At 72.3% G+C, this 24,400-nt stretch carries 20 protein-coding genes and 1 pseudogene; 11 read left to right on the plus strand and 10 right to left on the minus strand.

Going from position 1 to position 24,400, the window contains the following annotated elements; genetic code table 11:
• Window positions 1-5: 5 nt before the first annotated feature.
• Window positions 6-284, plus strand: a complete 279-nt coding sequence (locus JYK04_RS40955) for a DUF6381 family protein (RefSeq protein ID WP_229876392.1) — start codon at window positions 6-8, stop codon at window positions 282-284.
• Here the strand turns inward: JYK04_RS40955 and JYK04_RS02130 are convergent.
• Entirely contained in the window at window positions 235-1,395 is a 1,161-nt protein-coding gene (locus JYK04_RS02130) for a carboxylate-amine ligase (protein WP_189743332.1), read from the minus strand. The two genes, JYK04_RS40955 and JYK04_RS02130, sit on opposite strands and share 50 nt — an antisense overlap.
• A 398-nt stretch (window positions 1,396-1,793) precedes the next feature.
• A complete protein-coding gene (locus JYK04_RS02135; protein WP_189743334.1) occupies window positions 1,794-2,228 on the minus strand; it encodes a MauE/DoxX family redox-associated membrane protein in 435 nt (144 codons plus the stop codon).
• A gap of 240 nt (window positions 2,229-2,468) precedes the next feature.
• On the opposite strand from JYK04_RS02135, the pseudogene JYK04_RS02140 reads away from it, so the two are divergent.
• A pseudogene (locus JYK04_RS02140) lies at window positions 2,469-3,298 on the plus strand (SDR family NAD(P)-dependent oxidoreductase).
• Window positions 3,299-3,397: 99 nt separating this feature from the next.
• Here JYK04_RS02140 and JYK04_RS02145 read toward each other — a convergent pair.
• Window positions 3,398-3,751 carry an STAS domain-containing protein gene (locus JYK04_RS02145; protein WP_189743336.1) on the minus strand — a complete coding sequence of 118 codons (354 nt, stop codon included), beginning with the start codon at window positions 3,749-3,751 and terminating at the stop codon, window positions 3,398-3,400.
• Window positions 3,752-3,876: 125 nt separating this feature from the next.
• Here JYK04_RS02145 and JYK04_RS02150 point away from each other — a divergent pair, with 125 nt between their 5' ends.
• Window positions 3,877-4,206: a helix-turn-helix transcriptional regulator gene (locus JYK04_RS02150; protein WP_189743338.1), complete on the plus strand. Its 330-nt coding sequence runs from the start codon at window positions 3,877-3,879 to the stop codon at window positions 4,204-4,206.
• Between the two features lie 364 nt (window positions 4,207-4,570).
• On the opposite strand, the gene JYK04_RS02155 is transcribed toward JYK04_RS02150, so the two are convergent.
• Together JYK04_RS02155 and JYK04_RS02160 are read right to left on the minus strand one after the other, a co-directional pair.
• Window positions 4,571-6,601 (minus strand): spermidine synthase, encoded by a 2,031-nt coding sequence (locus JYK04_RS02155; protein ID WP_189743340.1) that lies wholly within the window; start codon window positions 6,599-6,601, stop codon window positions 4,571-4,573.
• Window positions 6,602-6,705: 104 nt separating this feature from the next.
• Complete coding sequence (locus JYK04_RS02160; protein WP_189743342.1) at window positions 6,706-7,434, minus strand: SCO6745 family protein; 729 nt, start codon at window positions 7,432-7,434, stop codon at window positions 6,706-6,708.
• A gap of 79 nt (window positions 7,435-7,513) precedes the next feature.
• Between JYK04_RS02160 and JYK04_RS02165 the strand changes: the two genes are divergently transcribed.
• Window positions 7,514-8,431, plus strand: a complete 918-nt coding sequence (locus JYK04_RS02165) for a LysR substrate-binding domain-containing protein (protein WP_189743344.1) — start codon at window positions 7,514-7,516, stop codon at window positions 8,429-8,431.
• Window positions 8,432-8,706: 275 nt separating this feature from the next.
• A complete protein-coding gene (locus JYK04_RS02170; RefSeq protein ID WP_229876402.1) occupies window positions 8,707-10,110 on the plus strand; it encodes an amidohydrolase family protein in 1,404 nt (467 codons plus the stop codon).
• A gap of 116 nt (window positions 10,111-10,226) precedes the next feature.
• On the opposite strand, the gene JYK04_RS02175 is transcribed toward JYK04_RS02170, so the two are convergent.
• Window positions 10,227-10,958, minus strand: coding sequence for a hypothetical protein (locus JYK04_RS02175; RefSeq protein ID WP_189743346.1), 732 nt, complete (start codon window positions 10,956-10,958; stop codon window positions 10,227-10,229).
• A gap of 204 nt (window positions 10,959-11,162) precedes the next feature.
• A complete protein-coding gene (locus JYK04_RS02180; RefSeq protein ID WP_189743348.1) occupies window positions 11,163-11,822 on the minus strand; it encodes a maleylpyruvate isomerase N-terminal domain-containing protein in 660 nt (219 codons plus the stop codon).
• 691 nt (window positions 11,823-12,513) lie between these two features.
• On the opposite strand from JYK04_RS02180, the gene JYK04_RS02185 reads away from it, so the two are divergent.
• Window positions 12,514-14,256: an MFS transporter gene (locus JYK04_RS02185; protein ID WP_229876405.1), complete on the plus strand. Its 1,743-nt coding sequence runs from the start codon at window positions 12,514-12,516 to the stop codon at window positions 14,254-14,256.
• 250 nt (window positions 14,257-14,506) lie between these two features.
• Here the strand turns inward: JYK04_RS02185 and JYK04_RS02190 are convergent, their stop codons facing one another.
• Complete coding sequence (locus tag JYK04_RS02190; RefSeq protein WP_189743350.1) at window positions 14,507-16,000, minus strand: hypothetical protein; 1,494 nt, start codon at window positions 15,998-16,000, stop codon at window positions 14,507-14,509.
• 273 nt (window positions 16,001-16,273) lie between these two features.
• Here JYK04_RS02190 and JYK04_RS02195 point away from each other — a divergent pair, with 273 nt between their 5' ends.
• A complete protein-coding gene (locus tag JYK04_RS02195) occupies window positions 16,274-17,965 on the plus strand; it encodes a serine/threonine-protein kinase (protein ID WP_189743352.1) in 1,692 nt (563 codons plus the stop codon).
• Window positions 17,966-18,014: 49 nt separating this feature from the next.
• Window positions 18,015-18,587 carry an NADPH-dependent FMN reductase gene (locus JYK04_RS02200; protein ID WP_189743354.1) on the plus strand — a complete coding sequence of 191 codons (573 nt, stop codon included), beginning with the start codon at window positions 18,015-18,017 and terminating at the stop codon, window positions 18,585-18,587.
• Between the two features lie 41 nt (window positions 18,588-18,628).
• On the opposite strand, the gene JYK04_RS02205 is transcribed toward JYK04_RS02200, so the two are convergent.
• The gene (locus tag JYK04_RS02205) at window positions 18,629-19,456 is read right to left on the minus strand and encodes a hypothetical protein (protein ID WP_244372104.1); all 828 of its coding nucleotides are present in this window, start codon (window positions 19,454-19,456) and stop codon (window positions 18,629-18,631) included.
• A 484-nt stretch (window positions 19,457-19,940) separates the two neighbouring features.
• On the opposite strand from JYK04_RS02205, the gene JYK04_RS02210 reads away from it, so the two are divergent.
• A complete protein-coding gene (locus tag JYK04_RS02210; RefSeq protein ID WP_189743359.1) occupies window positions 19,941-20,663 on the plus strand; it encodes a 4'-phosphopantetheinyl transferase family protein in 723 nt (240 codons plus the stop codon).
• Window positions 20,663-21,337, plus strand: a complete 675-nt coding sequence (locus JYK04_RS02215; protein WP_189743697.1) for a formylglycine-generating enzyme family protein — start codon at window positions 20,663-20,665, stop codon at window positions 21,335-21,337. Before JYK04_RS02210 ends, JYK04_RS02215 begins: the two co-directional genes overlap by 1 nt.
• 48 nt (window positions 21,338-21,385) lie before the next feature.
• Here JYK04_RS02215 and JYK04_RS02220 read toward each other — a convergent pair whose 3' ends face one another.
• Entirely contained in the window at window positions 21,386-22,729 is a 1,344-nt protein-coding gene (locus JYK04_RS02220; protein WP_189743361.1) for a lipase family protein, read from the minus strand.
• Window positions 22,730-22,974: 245 nt separating this feature from the next.
• Here JYK04_RS02220 and JYK04_RS02225 point away from each other — a divergent pair, with 245 nt between their 5' ends.
• Window positions 22,975-24,249, plus strand: a complete 1,275-nt coding sequence (locus JYK04_RS02225; RefSeq protein WP_229876420.1) for a PucR family transcriptional regulator — start codon at window positions 22,975-22,977, stop codon at window positions 24,247-24,249.
• Window positions 24,250-24,400 lie beyond the last annotated feature (151 nt).

The following is a 24,400-nucleotide window of genomic DNA, read 5'->3' on the forward strand; positions in this document are numbered from 1 at the left end:
GGCGCGTGCCGCGAGCTCACCTGCACGCCGCCGGCTGTCCGTCGGGGCGCGACATAGCGCAGGAGCTGGAGCAGGCGGCACAGCACGCCGGCGATCCGGCCGGGCGACAGCGGTTGCGGCCGCGGCTGCGGGAGAAGGCCGAGCAGGAGTACGGCAGGGGCAGCGGAACCACGGACCCCTGCAGGCCGGGCCCACGGGTGATCGGCTCCGGCCCCAATCGCAGGGCGAACCGCTTCAGCCTGCGACGGCTGTGGCCCGGACCAGATCGCTCACCACGTCACTGAGGTGCCCCCGCCGCAGGTACGCGGCGCGCTGGCGGGCGGCCCCGCCTCCGGAGCGCCGCACCCGGTGGAACAGCTCCTCCGCGAGCTCGAGGTCTCCCGTGGCGGCGAGCCCGGGCGCGGCACGGACCAGGAGCCGCTCCGTCAGTGTCAGGGCCGGTGCGTACTCCCCTCGCGCGGGGTCGAGGCCTTCGCCCGCCAGCCCGTGCCGGGCGGCGAGCCGGTGGGCGGCGTGCAGGCACCCGGTGGGCAGGTCGGGCGGCGGGCGCCCGTCCCCGATGTCGAGCAGCAGTGCGGTGGCCAGGCCCCGCACCAGGGCGGTGAGCAGCAGCACCACGTCGAGGTCGGCGTTCACGTCGCAGACCCGGATCTCCAGCGTCGGTACGTGCTCGGAGGGGCGCGCGTACCAGTAGATCATTCGGCGGTCCAGCAGGGTGCCCGTCTTCACCAGGTGGTCTGCCAGGCGCTCGTAGCCGCCTTCGTCGAGGAGGGGTGCGGGCCCCACGCCGGGCCAGCGCGCGTGTTCCACGGATCTACGGCTCGCCCATCCGCTGTCCTTCCCGAGGGAGAAGGGCGAGTTGGCGGCGAGGGCCTGAAGTACCGGCAGCCAGGGGCGCATGTGGTTGGCCAGCGCGAGGGCCTGGCCGCGCCCGTCCGCCCCGATGTGGATGTGGCACCCGCACACCATCCCGTCGTACGAACCGACCAGGGAGGGCCAGCGGGCAGCCATCCGCCCGTATCGCTCTCCCGGGGTCACGGTCGGCGGACTCCCGGGTGGGATCACGGGGGTGCCGGTGGCGACCAGAAGACATCCCTCACTGGCTGCCACCTCCCCCAGCACCTTGCGCAGCAGGGACAGTTCGGCCCTCAGCTCGCTCAGTTCCGTCGTGGGCCCGGTGCACACCTCGACCTGCGCGCTGAGGAATTCCGCCTGGACCTGGTCGCCCAGGACCGCGCTCGCGGCTTGCACCACGTGGGGACCACGGGCCGCAGGCCGCCCCGTCAGCCGGTCCACCAGCACGAACTCCTCCTCCACCCCCACCGTCGGACCGGGCCTGCCCTGCAGCAGCGTCGTCTGTGGACGGTCTGTGCCGCAGGCTGGGGCGATCACCATGGAGGACATGAAAAAGCCCTTCGTCGAACGGGCCGGAGCCGACCGCAACCGGCTCCCCTCAGTACCTCGCTCCTACCCCGTCGACCGACGGCCAGTCGCTGGGGAGGCCCGTCCTCCGCCGCCGAGGAGGAGTCACAGATCCTGCCCGGGCTGATCGCGGGCCCACGTCCACCTCGGCGACGCCGGCGCTCGCCCCGCACCCCCCTCGTTGCCCGGGCCCGCGCCGGATGGCGGCCGTGATGAGGATCTGCCGCCAGGAGCGGTCTTCGTCCGTGGCGCTGGGAGCATCCCCTCGCCTTCGACGGTCTTCCAGACCTGTTTGAACGCGTCGTCGCCGGCTGACTTGTCGCGCACCGGACCGCGCTCCTTCTCCGTCTCGTCGGCGTACTCGTGGTGCGTCACCGGTGCCCGTGCAGGCCCTCTGCGATGAGGGAGACGCCGATGCCCAGCATCCAGACGTCCTTGGCCAGCGCGATTCCCTGCTCGGTCGGTCGCAGACTGCCTTCCTCCCGCATCCCCGGCGTACGCAGATAGAGCCCGATCGTGCCTACGGAGAACGCGGTGAGCGCAACCCCGGCGACGGCGGCAGGCACGACCGGCACGAGCAGCGCGGCGGCGATGGCGAGCTCCCCGGCGGAGAGCAGCCGTACGAACTTCTCAGCGTCGTGCTTGTCCAGGAACGGGTAGGTCGTGGCGGCGAACTGGTGCAGCTGCTCGGCTGTGGCCTCGTCCGCGCCGAGTTTCGTGAGCCCTGAGTTCAGAAAGAACGCGCCTACCGTGAGCCGGAGCGGAAGCTGTCGTGCTGCGGAGCATCTTGCCCAAGCGGATGCCATGCCGAGCCTCCCAACATTGGCCCCGTATACCACCCTGCCATCCGTTCCGACCATGTCAAACGGGGCCACTCCGCTCCCAACCGCCGGACCGGGTTCACCCGTATGGACGGGATGTCGGTCGCCTGGCAGGACCGTCGGTGATCCGTGGGCGATGTGTCGGTGGCCGCTGGAACCGTGGGGGTCGCGCTTCCCCGAGCGGGCAGCCGCAGCCGCCTTCAACAGCAAGGGATCCCCGTCGCCATGTCGTCCCTCTCCTCCGCTCCGCCCTGGAACGTCCGACGGCTGCCCGGTGCCCATGGCCGTGTCTTCCTGGTCACCGGCGGCAACGCGGGCATCGGGTACTTCGTCGCCGAGCAGTTGTCGGCGACCGGAGCCACCGTCGTACTCGGCAGCCGGAATCCCGCCAGGGCCGAAGCCGCCACGGCCTCGATCCGGGCACGCGTCCCCGGCGCACGGGTGCGGGCCGTACGGCTGGACCTCGCCGACCTGTCGTCGCTCGGAACAGCGGTGGAATCACTGGCGGTGGAACGCCTCGACGCGGTCGTCCACAACGCCGGCATCGCGCTCGACGACATGCCGCGCAAGGAGACCGGGGACGGTCACGAGCTCATGTTCGGCACGAACCACCTCGGGCACTTCGCCCTGACCCGGTGGCTGATGCCACTGCTGTCGGCCGCGCCCGCGGCCCGCGTGGTGACCACGGGCAGCTTCGCGGCGAAGTCCGAGCGGCTCGACCTCGACGACCTGCAGTCCCGGAAGGACTACCGGCCGGGGCGCGCCTACGGGCGCTCCAAGCTGGCCCAGATGTACTTCGGCATCGAACTCGACCGACGCCTGCGCGCTGCCGGCAGCACGGTGGCGAGCGTGGTGGTCCATCCCGGCGGCGCGCTGGACTCCCTCACCCCGTCACGGCCACCGGTCCATGTGACAACCACCGGCGCACGGCTGAGCGCGGCGCACCCCGACGCGAACCGGTGTGGAACCACCTCGCAGACCCGTCCGCCGCGGCACGATTGTGGGACGCGAGCTGCGGGCTGACCGGCGGCGACCCCGCTGCCGTCCCCGGATAACGGGCCCGGCCCAGTCACCATCAGCGTGCCCCCTGCCCGCACGGCTGACCGATCGGAGGACACATGGTCATGGGGTCATCTGCCTTCTTGCGCACCCGTTCAGGTGAGGAGGGAGCGGGTGTCGGTGAGGGTCAGGAGCCGCTCGACCCGGCGCCCGGCGGCAGTGATGTGCAGGCCGCGTCCAGCCCGCAGGGCAGCATGGCGGGCGGCCAGGAGGGTGTTCAGGCCGGCGCAGTCGCAGAAGGTCACCCGCTCCAGGTCCACCAGCAGGGTCGCACGGTGGGAGACGAGGGCAGCCAGAAGGGCCCTGCGGAGGAACGTGGCGTTGTCGAAATCGATCTCGCCGCTCACGACGACCTGGACCGTCCCGGGCTCCGGGCCGGAGGTCACCCCGACCTCCAGACCGGCCGCGCTCGAAGGACAGGGCCCGGAGTCGGACATGATGGCGGTCATGGCTGCCTCCCCACACGTTCTGGGGCTGTTTCTGCTTCCAACAGCATGGTCGGCACCCAACCGACATACGTCAAGAAATACGCGAAAAACAGGACGTATATACAAAATGGGTGCAAGCTTGGGGCATGGGTGATGAAGGACTCCCCCACGGGTCGTGGACGTTCCTGACCAGCCACGCCCGCGTCCTGCTCGCTCTCGCTCGCGACCCCGAAGTCCGCCTGCGGGAAGTCGCCGAGACCTGCGTGCTCACCGAGCGGACCGTCCAGGCGATCGTCGCGGACCTGGAGCAGGACGGATACCTCACCCGGGTACGCAAAGGACGACGCAACCACTACCGCATCACCCCCGGAGCCACGTTCCGCCACCCCGCGGAGGAGGGCCGCGACATCGCGGGGCTGCTCGCCCTCTTCGCCGACGACCCGCCTGCGAGCCACCGCAGACCGCGGCGGGCCTGACCGGCACCGCACACGTTCCGGGCCTCCGGCCCTCACGGCACGCCGCGCGCAGGGCGTGGACCGCCCACCCCCCTGGCCGGCCTACTCCCCCTGCGTCGTGGCGTGCGGTACGGCCCCGCGCGTGGCACGGTGGCAGGGCGACGAGAGGTCCACGCACGCGGGGCCCGGCCGGTCGACGAAGCCACCCCGGCCGGGCCCCGCCACGGATGCCGACATGATCTCCACGGTCCGCTCCGCGTGAGACCTGGTCGCCGGAAGGCACGCTCGTCGCCCAGCGCTTCCGGGCGCTGGACGGCGCGCCGCCGCCACCTGCCGGGCGGTACTGCGCGGCGTACTCGCCCGGCCCCCGGCACCGAGGCAGAAATCACTTGGACGACAGACCCTCGTCGTCGCGGGCGAGCGCATCCTCCGGCACCGGCGTCGCCGTGCGCCCGACGAACCTCATGGCGACGCACGCCCCCAGGTACAGCAGGGCAGCGACCAGCAGCAACGCCTGATAGCCCGTCACCAGGGCCAGGTACTCCAGCGCGCCCCCGGTCAGCGCGCCCAACAGGTTCGCGCCGAACGCGGAGGTCGGGTCAGGGGCGAGCGCGAGGCGGTCCGAGAAGATGAGGTTGGCGAAGAAGATGGGGGCGAATGCCAGGGCGACGGCCGCGGCCAGCCGTGCGGCGAAGGGCAGCGAGAGCACGGCATCCGCCGGAGCGAGCCAGGCCACCGCGAGGGAGCCGAAGAGCAGAAGCTGCAGCAGTGGCTGTTTGACCCGCGGTAGGCGGCGCCGGACCTCGACCCCCGCGAGGACGGCGAGCAGGACGCCGATGAAGACGAGGGCGTTGACCAGCCAGGTCGTACCGAAGTAGAGCGCGAAGTTGATCACGTTCTTCGTTTCGAGCAGCATGAAGGCCGCACCCAGCAGGAACATGTCGGTGTAGCGGACCGTGTTGCGGAGGCGAACGCCGGCCAGGCGCACCGACGCAACGGTCACCAGCAGGATCGCCCCCAGCACGCCCAGGTAGAGGGTGGGAATGTCCCGGCGGAACAGGTACGGGAAGGGGTGGTCATCGCTCGCGGCCGCCGGGACCGCGCCACTGGGCTGCCAGGTCTGCTTGCAGGACTGGTCTGCGGGCGTCATCCCGGCCATCAGTACGACCGCGTTCGTGCCGAACGGCGTCATACAGGGGGCATGGCCGTAGATGTCTTCGAGGGTGCCGGCGAAGCGGTCGATCAGCCAGCTCGTCCGGTAGTAGTTGTACATGACGAACGCGCCGTTCGGCGCGAGGTGGTCGCGCGCGGCTTCGAACGCCTGCCGGGTGAACAGGTAGCTCTCCAGACGCAGGTTGCTCGCTCCGGACACCAGCGTCAGTGAGTCCGGCAGCGCCAGGACGACGAGGTCGTACTTGGCGTGCGTCCGCTCCAGGAAAGCCCGCCCATCGTTGATGTGGACATGCACCCGTGGGTCGTCGTACGGCTTCGCAGGGTGCAGCTGGGCGCCGATCTGCTGCAGCCGCGGATCGATCTCGACCGCGTCCACGCGCTCCGCTCCGTTGGCCAGTGCCACCGCGACGTCGTTGCCGTTGCCGGCCCCGATGACAAGGACTCGCTTGTGCGGGTTGGCGGGGGTCTGGTCGTAGGCCTGCCGGTAGAGCGAGTTCTCCTGCAACAGCGTGGGAAGGGGCATGATGAGCTGGTGCGGGACGCCGTTGACGGAGATCGAGCCGTCAAAGAGCTGGATCTTGTAGTACGGCGACCAGGAGGTGCCGGCCGTCGTCGTCTCCGAGAACAGGGCGAAGACCATCGCCGCGAGCGGGATGCCGTACCGCAGGATGTTGCGCCGTCCGCCGAGGATCAGCAGGGCCGCGGCGGCGAGTACGCCCCAGACGACCGACGGGGCACGCAGCCACGACAGCAGGGCGAAGGACACCGAGCCGGTGAGGCTGCCGAGCAGGTCGTAGCGGTAGGCGTCGAGCGGGGGCAGGCGGCGGAAGAAGTCGGCGGTGATCTTGCCGATCACCATCATGATCACTGCGGTCAGCAGGAAGATGGCCGGCAGCGTCGCCCACTCGGGGAAACCGGTGGTGTTCACGGAGGTGAAGTAGATGATCTGGCTGCTGCTCTGACGCACCTGCACCGGATACTCGCGGACCAGGACGACGAGGAGCGCGAGCGGGACCGGTGCCCAGCGTTTGAGCCACTGCCCGCGGGCGGCGGGAATCAGGAACCCCAGGCCGACGCCGAGGAACGACCCCAGGAGGATGAAGTTCGAAAAGTAGCTGAGGTGGACGACGTTGGCGCCCGCCCATCTGATCAGCGCCAGCTCGACGAAGAGCATGGTGGCACTGGCCAGCAGTAGCATCCAGCGTACCGAGTTGCCGGTTTGGCTGGTTTTGGTCAGCTTCATGTGTGGTGAGACTGCCACCTTGGGCAGGGGGAGACGGGACGCCTTGCCGGTCGGGCCCGGAGTCCGACGGAAGCCCCTGCCGCTTCGGTGAAGCGGTCACGGAATCAAGGGGCGGTCAACGCGTTGACGAGCCGGGCGAACTCCGTACGCTGCCGGTCGGTCAGCGAGGCGTAGAGCTGCGCCTGCATCTCGTCGGTGAGCTGCTCCGCACGTTGCAGTCGTGGGATTCGTGTCGCGGCAACGGGGTGCGGATCCTGCCAGCCGTAGCGGGTTGCCTGTTCGACACCGAGGTTGATGACCATGGCCTCCTGGCCGCTCAGCCCACACAGGCGCACCGCGGTCAGATGGCAGGCACCACGATGTTCCCGTAGTACGTGTATGCGCTGCATGGCCGCACCCACCGGGTCGTTGCCGGGGCAGGGTTGCGCGCGCCAGCCGGCGAACAGCGGAAGGGCGTCGGTGTCGGCCTCGTCGATCAGCTGCTGTGCCAGGTGATTGAAGTGCTCCACATCGACGTCGCCGGGGACATGGTCGCGCCCCCATGTGCGGAGGGCCTGCGCGTAGCAGGCGGCGGCCTCCTCTGCCGGCATCACGGGCCGTCCCGCCAGCCAGCCCGTGGTGACGAGGTGGGGGCCGAGGAAACCCTGTACCGCTTGGACCACCGAGACCGGTGCCTCGCCGAGCACCCCGAACCGTCCGCGGCAGTAGAAGCCGCGCCCCGGGGCGAACCCGGCACTCATACCGACGGCGGCCGTCGCCTCGTCGGACATGAACGCGTCACCGAAATCGTGGAGGGGCCGGGCAACCGCGGAGATGCAGTCGAAGATTTCCATGCACTGAAGGTCACGCACACCGACTCGACAGGTCAAGGGGATCTTTTCTGATGGAATCCTTTAGCTAATCTATCGGATCATGCTGGATATCCGCCGTCTGCACATGCTCAAGACCGTCGCCGCCCGCGGCTCGATCACCGCGGCCGCCCAGTCACTGGCGCTGACCGCCGGGGCCGTATCCCAACAGCTGGCTACACTCCGGCACGACGTGGGAGTCGACCTGCTGCGCCCCGACGGGCGAACCGTGGCACTGACGGAGGCGGGCCAGGTGCTCCTCGAACACGCCGACCGGATCTTCGCCGCCGTAGAGGAAGCCGAATGCGCCATCGCAGCGGCCAAGGGAACGGTCGGTGCCACCGCCACGCTCGCCGCATTGCCCTCCACCGTCGCCAGGATCGTGGCCCCCGCGCTCACCGCACTGGGCACGCACCACCCGCAGCTCACGGTGACCTGCCTCGTCACCGACCAGGCACAACTGCGGGAACTCACACTCGGCACCGTCGACGTGGTACTGGGCCAGCGGTATCACCACCTGCCCGACACCGCTCCCCGGGGCATCGACATCTCTCCGCTGCTCGACGATCCCCTGCTCGTCGTCACCGCGGCAGACCAAGCCGGCGAGGGGCCCATCGCCCTGCGCGACCTGGCCACGCACAGCCTCGCCGTACCACCGCCGGCCACGGACTGCGGACAGGCCATCCTGCGCGCCTGCCACCAAGCGGGTTTCACGCCCACCACGCGCTACATCACCGCCGACATCGCCGCCCAGCTCACCCTTGCACGGGCCGGCCTCGCCACCGCGCTCGTCCCCCGAACGGCCATCGACCCGGCCACACCAGGAATCCGCACGGCACCCATCGCGGACCACTCGATCCAGCGCCTCCTGTTCGCCGCGACCCGTCACACCGAGGCCGCGAACCCGACAACCGCGGCCGTCATCGCGGCGCTGCTCGCAGCCGCGCGGCAGGATCTCACCACAGACCACCCGCCGGTCTAGGCCGGTATCGGCGGGTGGGCGGCAGGAGCGGTCAGGCGACGCGCTCAGCCCGCACTCCCCTGCCCGGCCCGGACCGGCGAGTACGCCGGCGGCGGTCCGGGGTGTGGAAGTCAGGCGGCCGATAGACGGCAGGAACGGAAAAAGTTTTCCGCAGACGTCTATCGAATGGCCGTTCGCCGGGAATGCTGCGTGTGATCCCCCGTCCTGCGCGACGCTCCCACACGGCGTCGCCCGGGCGGGCCTTCCGTTCTGAGCCCTCGGGAGGTACTAACGCCATGCAGTCATCCCCCACTCCGTCGCCGGCCCCCAGCCGCCGCGACATCCTCGGCCTGGCCGCCGCCGCCCCGCTCGTCCTCGGCATCACCACCCGCCCCGAACGCCCACACGTCCCGGTCGGCCCGACGGTCCTGCTGCGCGGCGCCTCCCTCGTGCTCACCATGGACCCGGCCCTCGGCAGCGACTCCCTCGGCACCCTCGAGGACGCCGACGTCCTCATCCGAAACGGCACCATCGCCTCCGTCGGCACGGGTCTTCGGCCCCCGCCCGGCACCTGGATCGTGGACGCGTCGGGCAAGCTGGTCATGCCGGGGTTCGTCGATACCCACACCCACCTCTGGCAGGCGGTGATCCGCGGGGGCTGTACCGACGGGGACCTGTTCGGCTGGTTCACACGATGTACCGACCCCCAGCGGGGCCGGCTCACCCCCGAGGCCCTGCACAGCTTCGTACGCCTCGCCGCCCTCGACGCCGTCCAGTCGGGGGTGACCACCCTCGTGGACTGGGTGGACATCTTCTCGTACGACCTCATCGAGAGCTACGTACGGGCCCTGGCCGGAACCGGAGTGCGGTTCACCTACGCGATGTTCCCCTCCGCAGCCGACCCGACGCTGGTCACGAAGGTGAAGAAGGAACTCGTCGACCCCGTTCCGCTCGGCGGCTTCCAGGTCGCCACGCACGCGGCGCGAGCCGTCCAACACCTCAACCACGCGCACTGGGAAGCCGCCCAGGACCTCGGAGTCATGCTCAACTCCCACGTCCTGGAACGCCCCGAGCAGCGCGCCGACGACCCCATCGGGGTCCTCGCCGACATCGGCGCCCTCGGTCCGCGGCTGCTGATCAACCACGCGATCCACCTGACCGACGACGAGATCGCCGCCGTCGCCGCGCACGACGTGCGTGCGGCGCACTGCCCGCTCAGCAACATGCGGCTGGCCTCCGGCATCATGCGGCTGTCCGAGTTCGGGCGGCGGGGCGTCAAGGTCGGCCTCGGCCTGGACGGCGGCACCAACGACAGCTCGGACTTCCACGCGCTGATGAAGACGGCCATCGGCCTGCAGCGCGCCCGCGCGACGCAGGCCGGGATCTTCCCGCAGGTGCACGACGTCCTGCGGATGGCCACCCTGGGCGGCGCCGAGGCCCTCGGGATCAGCGACCGGACGGGCTCGCTGACCCCCGGAAAGCGGGCCGACGTCGTGGTCGTCGATCCGGCCGCCCTGAACTTCGCGCCGCGCTTCGACTGGGTCGGCCAGACCGTCTTCAACGGGCGGCCCGAGAACGTCGAGGCCGTGTTCGTCGACGGACGGCCCCTGAAGTTCGACGGCCGGCTCGTGGACATCGACACGAGCCGCGTCGTACGGGAGGCGGAGACGGCCGCCGCCCGACTCCGCGCGGCCGGATAGACCACGCCGGCCCGGCGGACCGTATGCCGCCCTGATCCGGCTTCTCCGGACCTCCTCGCTCCGGTTGCGATGGGTGATCTCAGGCCTGTACCGGTGGCCCGGCCGCCGCCGCTGGGTCAGCCGACCGCCTCCCAGGCCCTCATCGGACCGTCCAGCCAGGCCGGTGGCAGCTCGGCGGCGTCCCACTCCTCCCGCAGTGCGGCCGCCGTCGTGGCGAGCCGCTCCAGCACGGCGACGCTGGTGGCGGAGTGCAGGAGGGAGTAGCGGCTGTGGATGGCGGTGGCACTGCCGGGCCCGTACTCCACGTACAACCGCTCCAGACGGGCCCGGTGCGCTGCGGCGAAATCCGCCAGCCGGCCGGCGTACCGGGCCCTCTGCCGGGGGGTCATCGTGGCGAGGACGGCGCGGAGTACCTCCTCGGTGACCTCGGGGTCGAGATCGGAGACGGCGGTGAAGGTGAGGTACAGGGGAGTGACGGCCGCCTTCGCCTGCTCCACCTCCATCCGGCCGACGGGCGGCCGGGCGGCGGAGGCGGTGCTCGGTCCGTCGGGGTCGACTGTTTGCCTCAGTGCCCGTTCGGCGATCCCGCCGAGCCCGTCGGCGACGGCACGGGCACCGTCCAGCCAGCCCGACTCGTACGGCTCGCCCTTGTCCCCCGGAACGGACCCCCCGAGCGCGCCGACCTCCTCGCACGCCCTGGCCAAGGCGCCCGCCTCGACCAGGGCGATCAGGCCCTCCGCATCATCGGCGGAGACCCCCGCCCGGCCGAGCAGCTGGAGCAGCGTCCTCTTCGCGTTCAGGACGCTGACCGAGTCCAGCTCCTGCCGGTTCTCCTCGGCGGCATGCATCGGATCCTCCTCTTCCCCTGGGCCGGCGGTGCAGTGTGGTGTGGTGTGGTGTGGTGTGCCGGCGCGCAGCGCACCGTTCGACGGTTCAACGCGGGACGGGGCCGCTGTGATCCCTGCGGACGCCCTGCTGCCCGACGACTGCATCCGTTCGGCGGAACGGCCTTGACCAGGCCCGGCGCGGCTCCTCCGTGCGGCGGGGGCCCGTCAGCCCAGGACGAGCGGGAACCTGACCGCCGCGTCGCGCAGTTCGGCCCGCTGCGCCTCGGTGGGCGCGCTGCGGCCGGTGCCGACCAGGAGCGCGTCCCGGTCGGTGAACGACGTGGGGAAGGCCGCCCCGGCGATCCGTTCCAGCAGGGCGCGGGAGCGGGCCAGGCTCTCCTCGGGCGGCCGGGTCCGCGCGTCCGGGAGGTGGGCGATCAGGTCGAGGTGGTGCAGCGTCCACTCCAGGACGTACGCGCCGAGGTAGTCGCCCACGGTGAGGACCTCGTCGCGGGTGCCCACCCGGGCCCTCGGGTCGGCGAGTTCGGCGGCACGGCCGGCGGCGGAGCCGATGTCGTCGAGGTGGAACCGCAGCAGGTGCGGGTCCTCGTACGCGGCGGCCAGCCGGACGGTGAGAGCGTCGAGCGGGTCCTCGCCGGTCGGGGGCCGGTCCTCGACGTGCCAGTAGGTCACCGCGTCGACGGTCGGCTCCGCCACGGCGGGGGTGGCGAGGGTGATCAGGACGTCCTGGGCATCGATGACCAGGTGGCACACGAGGTCCCTTACGAGCCAGCCGGCGCAGCCCGACGGCCGCGCGAAGTCCGGGTCCGGGGTCTCGGCGACCGCCGTGCGCAACGCCGTCCAGGAACGGGTGAAGAGGTCCACACCTGCACCGTAGTGCGGCGCCGCCGCGGGGGACAAACGCGGCTGCCGGGTCCGGTCGGTGATGGCCGTCCGCCTGGACGCGACCGACCGAGTGCGGTACGTGTTCGGCCTCGCCCGGGTCCCCGACCAGGTGGGCCGGTACCTGGCGGACCTGGACACGCCCACCGCGGCGGTCCGGGCGAGGCCGTCCTGCGTGTCCTGGCCGAAGGTGGTCCGACCGGCCTCCGGCAGGGCGCCGATCGCCGGCTCCAGGGCACGCCGCGTGGAGCCGACCCCGTCCGCGCCGACATCGCCTCCCGCCGCAAACTGCGGCCGTCCCCGCAGAGTTGTCGGAAGATCACAAGTTCCGCGGCGGCCGGTCGGCTCCGGGTTACGCTCCCGCTCCGGGTTCCTCGGCACCTACGCCATCTGGGCAACCTTGCCGAACGCCCGGGCCTGCCGTGAGATCGCCGTCCGCCCGCGGTTGCTCTCGGCGCAGACCGACCACCATGTCCAAGACCTCGCACAGATCGGCCGGCATCTGGAGGTAGCCGTCGCGGTCCTGCCGCCGCCGCATCACACCCCCGCACCGCACCCCCTCACCGGCCGTTGGCGCCACGCCCGTGGCCGCAGCAACTTCGGCCACCTCCGCGTCCACACGACGGCGACAGCCCGCTGGACCCGGCTCTGCCCCCGCCCCGCACTCCCTCGGATGGAAAGCCCTGCCCTGGTGACCCTGGCCGCACACCCGACCACCGCCCCGCCGCTCGCCACATACGGCGCCGTACTGGGCAGCCGACACGTTGTCCGCCTGCTCGGCGGCACCCTGATCGGGCGGCTGCCCAACTCCATGGTTCCCGTGGGGCTCGTCCTGTGGATCACCGGCGGCGGCGGGTCGCTGTCCTTCGCCGGAATGCTCGCCGCCCTCTACGGGCTGGCGTCCGGGCTCTCCCAGCCGGTCAAAGGCAGGCTGATGGACCGCTACGGTCAAACCCGTGTGTCGACACCGGCGGTGCTGCTCAACGCCGGCTCCCTGGCATCGCTCCCCTTGATCCGGGCCTGCGGGCACCCCGCGGCGGTGACCGCGGTGGTCGGGCTCGCGGGTCTGGTCACGCCACCGCTGGAGGCAGGGCTTCGGGCGCTGTGGCCGACGGTCCTCCCCGACTTGGGGCGGCGCCGAGTCGTCCAAGCCCTCGACACTGGCTCGCAGGGACTCCTTTACATCGCCGGCCCCCTGCTCGCCTCGTGGCTGGCGACCACGCACGGGCCCGACACCGCCCTGGCCGCGACCGCCGCCCTCGGGCTGGTGGGCACGACGGTCGTCCTGACCGCCGCGCCCTCGCAGACCTGGCGCCCTGCCGCCGGGGTGACCGAACGAGGACGGCTGATGAGCGCCGGCCTGGTCCTGCTGTTCACGGCGCTGGCGGGAACGGGGTTCGCGTTCGGAGCGATGAACGTGTGGGCCGCAGGCATGGCGGGCACCCATGGGCAGGCCATGCTCTGCGGACTGCTGCCCGCCGTGTTCTCCACGGGCAGCTTCCTGGGCAGTCTGATCTACGCCCGCCGGGCGTGGCCCGGCACGACCAAATCCCAGCTCATCACCACCAGCGCCCTGTTCCTCCTCGGTTGGATACCCCTGCTGGCCCAGCCCGGACCCCGTACGGCCTTCGCCCTCATGGCGATCCCGGGGCTGTTCTTCACCTTGATCATCACCAACGGCTTCCACACCGTGGACTCTCTCGCCTCCGCCTCCCGCACCACCGAGGGGTACTCCTGGCTGATCCTGTCGGTCGGCACCGGGCAGGCGGCCGGAACCGCCCTCACCGCGGCCCTCGCCGCCCACCCGGATGTTCTGGCCGCGCTCCCCGCCGGCGGCGCCGCCACCGCGCTGACCGTTCTCGTCCTCGCCCGCCGCAAGCTCGGCCCAGGCCGTCGCCTCGGCCGCCACCGGCGTCCCCGACAACAAGTGCCCCGGCTGGTCGCGTTCGAGGGAATCGGTGTCGCCGCTGGCGGGAGCGGCTCGACCACTCGGCGAACCGGTTGCGGTACCGGGCGAACAGCGTCCGCCGACGCTCCGTTGAACGCAGTGGTGGCGCCCCAGGCGTCCGCGTCGCCGGGAGTGGAGAAGGGCGGTCGCACGACGGCTCCGACATCTGCGGCCCCGTCGGATCCACCACCGGTCGGCACGGCCCCGAACGGGGACGTCCGCGGCCTCGACCGTCGGCGCGCAGCGGACCGTCTTCGGGCTCGCCTGCGCGCCGGTGGCGAGGGTGGGGTCGAGGTCGACGGTGGTGACCTGCTCGTCGCCCACCAGCGCGTACGGCAGACCCCCGTCGAAGCCGGTCCCCGCGCCCAGCCCCAACACTCGTACACCGGCCGGGCCTGGTCCTGGGCCGGGGGCGGTGAGGCCGGCCAGGATGAGCATCCGGGCCACCATGGAGGGCATGGAGGCTGACGTGGGCGGCGCCGCCCACGACGAATCCGTTGCGATCCGTCACCGGTCACGTCTCGACCGACCACCGGTAGGACTGCTCGTACTGTCGGCAGACCTGCCCGGACTGTCCGCGCCCGGGGCCGCGAGAAACGCTGACGGGGTCCCGCACGGTGCGGGACCCCGTCAGGCGACTGCACGGGCAACGCCCAGGTCCGGGGGCAGGAACCCTACGGTCCGGTGGCGCTGGACCGGCGGGGCCGGACGTGGCCGGTCAGGCCGTCGTACGGCGGCGTCGGCCGGTACCGGCCACCAGCGCCGCGCCCATGGCCAGCGCCACGCCGGCGCCTCCGAGCGCCCAGCTGGTGGCCGCGTCGGCACCGGTTGCGGCGAGCTCCCCGCCGGACTCGGTGGTGGTTCCGGAGTGGCCGGTGGTGCCGGTGTCGCTGATCGGCGTCGTGGTGGTGCCGCCGTTCGGGGCGGGCCGGTTGCCGGTGTTCGTGTCCGGGGCGGCGGCCAGGATCTTCACCAGGACCGGGCGGCTCTCGCTCCGGATGTTCCCGCCGATCTCGAGGACCGTACCGGAGGCCCGGAACTGCGCGAAGCCGAGCGGCGTATCGGCGGTGAACCGGATGCGCAGCTTGACGTCGAACGCCTTGCCCGCGGGAACGGCGCCGCCGGCGAGGTGGTTGACGACGTAGACGCCGTCGCTGTAGCCGAGTTCCGCGCGCTCCCAGCCGTTCCTGCCGTAGACCTCGACCTCCAGCTGCTCGCCTTCCGTCGGGACCCAGTCGGGTCGGGCGAGGCTGAAGTACAGGTGGAAGTCGGCCAGGGCCGGCTTGCCGGAGTTGTCGACGTGGACGGTGAGGTCCTGCCAGGCCCCGCCCACCGCGATGCCGTCGGGCAGACCGCCGATGGTGAGCTCGGGGCCTTCGGTGACGACGGGCAGGTCGGTGTTGGGGGCCGCGCCCGTGATGGCGGTGTTGTACCAGGCCGAGGGCGAGGCGCTGGTCTTGCCGCCGACGCGGCTCCTGCCGTCGGAGGTGAGGTCGAATGCGACGACCGGGGTGTCCGCGGCGAAGCTGATCCGCACGTCGACGTCGAAGACGGCGTCGACGGCCACGGAGGCGGTCGTGGCGAGCCTGTAGTCGAGCCCGGGGCCGCGCTCCGGGCCGTGAACCAGCTTCGCCGGCTGCCAGGAGACGGACCCGTCCCCGGCGGTGACCCGCTGCTCGACCTTGACCTGCGAGGCCTTGATCTTCCCGTCCCACTGCATGACGGAGATCTCGGGCGTGTAGTTCGGAACGGCGAGGTGGCCGGTGTTGTCGACCCGCACGGTCAGCGGGGTCCAGCTGCCGTCGGCCTTGAAACCGGCCTTCGGGATCCCCCGCACGCTGACCTCGGGGCCCATGAGCATCCCGGTGGGCGGCTCCTCGTCGGGGTCCTCGGCCGCAGCGCCTGCGGCGTCCTTGGCCGGCGCCTGGGCGGCCGGGGGTACGGGCGTTCCGGCGGCCGGCGGCTGCGGGGCGGCCGGCGGTGCCACCGCGGGCCCCCCGGCCGTCGGCTCGGCCGCGGTGCCGGTGGCGGCGGGCTTCTCCGCCTCCGCCTGGGTCGTCGGCCCGGCGACCGGCGCCGAGTCGCCCTTCGGCTCGGCATCCGGCACGGTCACGGCCGGCTGCCTCTGCTCTTCGGCCATCGCGGGCGTGGTCAGCAGGACCGGACCGACGACGGCCGCGGCCGCGACGGCGGCGATACGCTTGATCTTCACTTCTGGGATCCCCCTCGTTTTGAACATGCTCAGATTAGAGGGAGCAGTGGGGCGGGTGTCCGAAAATCGGATCACGGGTCGGACAAGACTTCCGGACGCTCCCGCTCCGCCCCGCGCGCACCCCCAACCACCGGACCACCGCTACGCGTCGTGCCCCTCGGGAGGCGGGCGGGGCGGGGTCCGTCCTCCGAGGTCCATTAGGGTCCATCACGGCGACCCGGCGCCCGGGCCGCGCGGCGCGGGTCGGCAACGGCCCCGGGGACAGGGGGAACCATGGAGTCTTTGCTGCCCGGTGACCCGCCGGAGATCGGCGGGTACCGTCTGCTGGCCCGGCTCGGTGCGGGGGGCATGGGCGAGGTGTTCCTGGCGCGGACGGCGTCCGGGCGGGCACTGGCGCTGAAGACCGTGCACCGCGAACTGAGCCTGGACGCCGACTTCGCGCACCGCTTCGACCGGGAGATACGCACCAGCGACCGGGTGCGCAGCCCCTGGACGGTGTCGGTGGTCGATTTCAGCGCGCCGGGCGCGTCACCGCAGTGGCTGGCGACCGAGTACGTGCCCGCGCCGTCCCTGGGTGACTGGGTACGCGGATGGGGGCCGCTGCAGGCCCAGGCCGTCCGGAGCCTGGGACAGCAACTCTCGGCGGCACTGGTCGGCGTACGGGCGGCAGGGGTGGTCCACCGCGACATCAAACCGGCGAACGTACTGCTCGGCACGGAGCGGCCCTTCCTCATCGACTTCGGCATCGCCCGCACGGTCCGCGACCCGCGGCACACCCGCACCGGCACGGTCATCGGCACGCCCGGCTTCCTGGCACCGGAACAGGCCACCGGCGCGGTGGCCGGGGCCGCGGCCGACGTGTTCTCCCTCGCCGCGGTACTCGTGTACGCGGCGACCGGCCGGAGTCCCTTCCTCGCGGACGGCGAAGAACTCGACCTGCCGGCCCTGCTCTACCGGATCGTGCACGAAGAACCCCGGCTCGACGGGGTGCCGCAGCCGCTGCACGCTCTGGTGAGGGAGTGCCTGGCCAAAGACCCGCAACAGCGTCCCCGTGCCGAGGAGATGGCGGCACGGCTGGCCGACGACGGGCCGGAACAAGGCTGGGGACCCGCCGCACCCCGGGCCCTGGCGGCGGAGGCCGGACGCCGGGAGGCCGAACTCCGTCACCTCCTCGCCCTCCCCCCAGCGCCCACCCACACCCCCGGGGCGGACGGCCCTCCCCCCGCGGCCGTGCCCGCATCCGTGCCTACGGCCGTGCCGGTCCCGCTGTCGCCTCCGCCGCCGTCGCCGTCGCCGTCGGCGCTGCCGGGCGTGCACGCCGGTGCCGGGACTCCGCCGTACTCCCCCGCACCCCCGAGGCGCGCGCCGGGGCGGGCAGTCCTGCGCTCGCGGGGCGCCGGTACGGCAGCGGGAGCCGCCGCCGTCACCGCCGCGGCCGTCGCGCTCGCGGTATGGCTTCCCGGACACGGCGACGACGGCGACGGGCGCGGGGCGCCCTCCCCCGGAGCCTCGGCACCGTCCTCGCCCGGGGCGTCCTCACCCACGCCGTCGGCGGGCCCGGCAGGAGCGCTGCCGGCCTCGTGGGCCGGTACATGGGCGGGTACCGGACCCGGAACACCGGACGCGGACGGTGTGTCCCGGGCACGCACCGGCGAGTTCTCGGTCACCGTCACACTGAACGGCGGAACGGTGGGCGAACTGGTGGGCCGACAGGTCAGCGACCTCAAGGAGGCCGCCACCGGGCGGAACCTCGGATGCACCGAAGCCCTGCGGCTCCAGCAGATCCGCGGGAACACCGCGGTGTTCGAAGCGGCCACCAGCCATCCCACCGACCGTGCCGCGGTCCTCGAGTGCCCCCGGGGCAACCTGTACGTGCTGACGATGACGGAACCGGACCGCCTCACACTGGAATCGGAGGGCGCCCAGTCGGCAGGAGCTCCCACGGCGCTGAACCGCCGCCCGTGACCCCCACGCCTTTGACCTCGACCGGACTTGATGTTCTACACATGGAGGCATGACCACTCCACTGCGTCTCGCTCTCGTCGTCGGCAGCACCCGGGAAGGCCGGTTCGGCCCCACCGTCGCCCGCTGGTTCGAAACGGTCGCCGCCGCCCGCACCGACATCGAACTCACCGTCGCCGACCTCGCGGACGCCGACCTCCCGGCACACTGGACCACCGACCTCACGCCCCGCGGCCACGCATTCGTCGAACGCCTCGCCGCAGCGGACGCCTTCGTGGTCCTCACCCCCGAGTACAACCACTCCTTCCCGGCCTCCCTGAAACAGGCCATCGACATCACCGGACCCGTCTGGCGGCGCAAACCGGTCGGATTCGTGTCCTACGGCGGCCTCTCCGGCGGCCTGCGCGCCGTCGAGCAGCTCCGCCCCGTCTTCGCCGAACTCCACGCCACCACGGTCCGCGAAACCGTCAGCTTCCACCGGTTCCCCTTCGACGAATCAGGGACACCGCACGACAGCGACACCGCCGCGCACGCCGCAACGGCCCTCCTCGACGACCTCCACTGGTGGGGCCACGCCCTGCGCACCGCACGCCGACACGACGAGACCCTGCGTGAAACCGCCTGACGGACCCCGACGCCCCTTCAGCGGGCGGCCGGTGCACGGGCTCAGGTGGGAACGGCACGCGGCAGCGCGGGGCCGCGCAGGACGTCCAGCCGTGCCTGCGCCAGCCGCAGATGACGGGGGTCCAGGGCGGGCAGGGCTCCCAGCAGAGCGAGCAGTTCGGGCCCCGAGCCGACCACCGAAGCCCGGTCCCTGACCTGGGACCAGCAGTACAGCGCCCCGGCCGCCGCGGCGTAGACCTCGGGAGCAGCCGCCCCCTGACCGGCCAGCCGGACCCGGCAGGCGCCCATCCACAACCCCGTCGCCAGCAGGAAGTCACCCGCCATCCGCGCCAGATCCGCTCGGATCTCCGCCCACTGGACCGCTTCCGGGGAGGAGAACCCGTACACGTGCCGGACGTGCTCCTCCCAGGCCCCGGCCAGAGCAGCCGCCTCCGCATGACGGCCCCCGGTCGCCAGCGCATGGATGTACGGACGCGGATCCCCGCCGGCGGGCGGAGCGGCCGGCCCGCTCCCGTGCTGCAACCACCCCTGCAGGTCCGGCCCCTGCCGATCCGGCGTTTGCTGTGGAGGTAGTTGCTGCGTGCCGGGGCCCGTGCCCAGCTCGCGGGCCGTCGGCAGAACCAGCGCACCCGGCGGAAGGCCCGCGGCCCCCGCCGCCAGGGCATGCAGCTGCACATCGGCCGGCCGGACCGGACCGCGGCGCAACTGCTCGATCCAGTGCCGCGTGTAACCGCTGACCGTGCCGTTCCCCGCCGCGAAGCCCGGCGGACACACCACCCCGACCACCACCCCACCCGGCAGGCCCGGCAGACCGCCCCACTCCTGGAGCAACGGCCACGCCTCCCGGTCCGCCACCAGATCGACGAGCACCCTCGTCGACCCGGCAGGACGGGCCCGCAACTCACCCACCACCCAGTCCCACGGCACAGCCGTGTACCGCACAGCTGCCCGTGCCGTCCCCGCCAACGCCAGAAACAGCCCGCGGCCACGCCGGCCGGCCGTGAGCCGACCCGAGAGGTAGACGAACAACGGACCCGGAGTCACAGCCGCCGCACGCAACCGCACCAGCACCGTGTTCGGATCACCCACCCCGTCCAGACACACCATGTCGGTGGGGAGTTCGCTCCCCAGCAACACCGAAGCCGGCACCATCCCAAGAGCCGCGACATTCGCACTGGGGGCGAGATGCACCGCCCGGCGGGACACCGCCGCGTCCCCCGCCACGAGTAGGACATGACCCCGCTGCTGCCCCGGACCGATCAAGTACATGAACAGACCGTACCCACCCCACGAACACCACCACCACCGACCGCCACCGGACGGGCCCCACGCAACCTGGTCTACCCTCGGTCGGATGATCGAGTACGTGAACCAACTCGGCCCCGGCGCACCGCGGATCGGGCCGCCGCCCGCGGGCACGGCCGCCTCGGTATGGTCCCTGGACACCACCGCGGACACGGTCGGCGGGTACCGGGTCCAGGAGGCGGACGCCGTCCTGGACGCCGGGGAACGCGAGAAGGCCGCGCGGCTGCTGCTGCCCGGCCACCGCCACCGCTATCTCGCCTCGCACCTGGGACTTCGGGTCCTGCTCGGCGCCCGCCTCGGCCTCGACCCGCGGGAGGTCACCCTGGTGCGGGAGGACTGCCCGTGCTGCGGCGACCCCCACGGCCGTCCCGCCGTCGCCGGCGGCGGGATCCACTTCTCCCTCTCCCACAGCGGCGACCTGGCCTACCTCGCCCTCGCCGCCGTCCCGGTCGGCGTGGACATCGAGGAGACACCGGGCGCGGACGCCGTCGCCGACGTCCTGGGCTCCCTGCATCCGGCGGAGACCGCCGAACTGACCGCCCTCGTACCGTCGCTTCGCCCCGATGCCCTCGCCCGCGTGTGGTGCCGCAAAGAGGCCTGCCTCAAGGCCTCCGGCACCGGACTCGCCCTGGGCCTGGCCGAACCGTACGTCGGCTCCTCCCCCGCCCCGGCGCCCGTGCCGGGCTGGATCCTCACCGACCTGCCCGCTCCCGACGGCTACGCCGCCGCCCTCGCCATAGCCGACCGCCAGGAGCGGGGGAACCGGGCATGATGATCACCGTCCCGGGCGGACACGTCACCCTCTCGGACCGCCGCACCGAACGCAGCTGGACGGTCGAGGTCGCCCCGTACCTCCTCGCGGCGTACCCGCTCACCCGGGCCGACTACGCACAGGTGGCCGGAACGCACCCCGACAGCGGGCAGGACGGGGGGCGGCTCCCGGCGCACAGCGTGTCGTGGTGGGACGCGGTCCGGTACTGCAACGCCCTGTCCCTGCGGGAAGGACTGGCCCCCGCCTACGACCTCGCCGACACGGCAGACGCCGCCGACTGCGTGGACGACCCCATCGCGTGGGACCCGGACGCGGACGGCTACCGGCTGCCCACCGAGGCCGAATGGGAACACGCCTGCCGGGCCGGCACCGCAGGCCCCCGCTACGGGCCCCTCGACGACATCGCCTGGCACCGCGGGAACTCCGGGGAACGGATCCACGAGGTCGGCGGCCGCCGTCCCAACCCGTGGGGCCTGTACGACATGCTCGGCAACGTCTGGGAGTGGTGCTGGGACCTCTACGACCCCGAGGTGTACGGCTCCTACCGGGTGCTGCGGGGCGGCGGCTGGTTCGACGAGCACTGGAGCTGCCGCGCCTCCGTACGCCGGCGCAGCCACCCGACGCTGCGGATCGAGGACGTGGGGCTGCGCCTCGCCCGCTCCCCGCGGCCCTGACCCGCCGTTCGTTGACTTCGGCGCGGCAGGCAGGGCCTCGTGCGGACGTCAGGACTGCGGCGACGGCACCTCCGGCGCCAGTGAATTGCCCGTGGGGATGCGGCCGCAGTCGGACGGGGCCGGCCTGCCCGCGAAGCGGTCGCCCAGCCAGCCCAGCGCGGCGGGGGCCCAGGCCACGGAGGCACCCGTGTGGCTGAGCAGCTCGTACTGGCTGTACTTGACGGCGGAGTTGCCGGTGGCGCAGTACTGCCGGGCGAGCGCCCGCACGTCTCCGGAAACCATGACGCCGTCGCCCGTTCCGATTCCCGGGTGGTTGCCGAAGGTCCCCTCCAGGACGCCCGCGTCGCCCTGCGCGATGAACCCGGGGATGGCGGGGGTGGCCGCCGAGCCGAGGTTGATCTTGTTCATCGCCTCCACGAACGCGGGGATCGAGTTGGGGTCGGCGTACTGCGACTTCGCCATCTTCTTCCAGGTCAGCCCGGGGTAGCGGCCGATGGCGTCGACGATGGAGCCGTGCTCCAGCTCCTTGTACACCTCCAGGCCGTAGCCGTTGAGATAGGACTTGAGGTCGATGCCGTAGGAGCGGGAGACTCCGATGACCGCCATGGGGATGACGCCCGACCACGCCAGTGAGCCGTCCACGTACTTCAGGTTGTGCGCCGGGTCCACGAGCAGGCCGCCCTCGGCGTAGCCGACCAGCTTGCGCTGGACGTCCGGCGCGTAGCTCGGCGCGAGCGCAGCGGCCCAGTTGGTCGCGATGGAGCCGCCGGAGTAGCCCATGAGGCCGAATGCGGTGGTGGAATTCAGTCCGGTCTGCGCCGACCTGGTCGCGGCGCGGATCGAGTCCAGCGTGTTCGTCCCGTACTCCGGCCCCGCGGCGAAGTTCGCCCGCTGTCCCTCGGTGTCCGGGATGACGACGTCGTAGCCCTGCGTCAGCAGTGGCGCCAGGAAGACGGCCTCGACGTTCGGGATGAGGCCGCCGAGGCTGACGTTGCCGGCGATGGCACGGGAGGGCCCGTCCTCCGGGCTGAGGGAATCGTAGAACGACTGGTAGGACACCGCCTTGCTGCGGTCGCCCGTCGGGCTGCGCACCACGGTGGTCACGTTGGCGGCCGGGCGGCCCTGGGCGTCGGTGGTGCGGTAGAGCAGTTGGACCGCCTTCAAGGGCGTGGAGATGCCGAGGAGGTGGTACTGCAGGGTCCGGGTCTTGAGCACGGTGCCCGGCGCGAACGCGGACAGGGGCGCGCTGCCGCCATAGGTGTAGAACGGGTCGCCTGTCGTGGAGGTCGCCGCCGCGGGGGCGGACTGGGCGGCGGTGGCCGCCGGCGCGGCGGTCATGGCCGCCGCGGTGACGACGGCGACGGCGATCAGGCGAACGGCTGCCTTGGACATGTGTTCCTCGAATTCCGGGTGGGGGGACTGACGCGCCGGTACGAGGTCGTGTACATCGGCGCGCCAGGCCGGGGAGGGCGGTCCCCGGCAGGGGGATTGCGGTGCGCGACACGGCCGGGTCTGCCGCGTCTGGCCATCCACCGGCCAGTCGTGTTACCAACCAGTAGGTGATGTCCCGGAAACATCATCGAGCCGGTAGGCGGCCGCGTCTCCGGGGCGGGGAACAGAGATGTGCGAGGTGGATTGTGACCGGATCCAACGCGGTGGGACGGGTTTCGGTACCGCAGTTCGGCGGTGTGCCGGTACACAAGCGGCTCCAGGACGCCGCCGGGGCGCTGGAACGCGCGGTGATGGTCCGGCTCGTCGAGCGGCTGCCCGTCTACGGAACGCTGTCCGCGGAACACCTCGGCGGCGACATCGCCAAGCAGGTGACCCGCGGTATACGGAGCTTCGCGGCCGTGCTGAGCACCGGGGAGATGCCCGGTCAGGCCGAAGCGGCGGCGATCCGCGAGTCCTCGGCCCGGCGCGCCGACGAGGGCGTGCCGCTGGAGGCCGTGGTCGGTGCCTACCACCTGGGCGCGGAGGAGTGCGCCACCCAGGTCTTCTCCACGGCCGAACCGGGTGACCTGGGCGACGTACTGCTGGTGCAGCGCCAACTGCTCGCCTATCTGCGGCTGGTGAGCTGCGAGGTCGCGGCCGGGTACGTGCAGGAGCGGCAGACGGCGCTCAGTGACGAGCAGGTGGCCCTGCAGTCGTTGCTGTCCCGGCTGCTCGAGGGCGGCAGCCCGCAGGCCGCCGCCGACCGGGCGGGCATCCGTCTGCCGCCCTGCTACCTGGTGCTGAGCATCGCCGTGGGACCGCACCCGGACGAGCTGGTGCCCGGCATGAACCATGCGGTCGCCGCGCGCCGCAAACTCCGGCGGCTGCGCAACGAACTGCAGCGGCAGACGAGGGGTGTCCCGCTGTCCGTGCTGTCCGGCGAGGGCGGGCTGGTACTGATCCCGTACGAGACGCCGGCCGCCGATTTCGGCCGCGTGGACCGGGACCGGGTCTCCCGGCTGGTCCAACAGCTCGGCCGGATGTGCGGCGCCGAGCTGGTGGCCGCGGCGGCGGCCGCAGCGCCGGAAGGCGTGGCCGAGGCCGCCCGGCTGGCCGGCGAGGTACGCGAGGTGGCGGAGGCGTCCGGCCGGGGACCGGGCCTGTACCTCCTCGACGACGTGCTGCTCGAATACCAGCTGAGCCGCCCCAGCCCGGCCAGGGACGGACTCGCCGCGCTGCTCGACCCGCTCGACGCGCGCCCGGAACTGCTCGTCACGTTACGCGCCTTCCTCGCGTCCGGCCTCGACCGGCGCCGGGCCGCCGCCCGGCTCCAGGTCCACCCGAACACGGTCGACTACCGCCTGCGCAAGGCGGCCGAGTTCACCGGACTGGACGCTGCCCGCGGCGCCGACGCGCTGACGCTGCGCGCCGCACTGGCGGCCCACGACGCCGTACGGCAGGGCAGGCCCGACTCGGGCTGACGGGCCACCCGTTCGGCCGGCAGGCCCCTACCGAAGACGGTCAGCCGGGTATTACGGTGGGACGCGAAGGCCTCCGTGCGGTGAGTTCCCAGAAGGCTCCCACCGCACCTGAGGCCTTCGCCATGTTCAGGACCTGCCGGGCGTCAACCAC

The organism is Streptomyces nojiriensis, from assembly GCF_017639205.1.
Classification (GTDB): domain Bacteria; phylum Actinomycetota; class Actinomycetes; order Streptomycetales; family Streptomycetaceae; genus Streptomyces; species Streptomyces nojiriensis.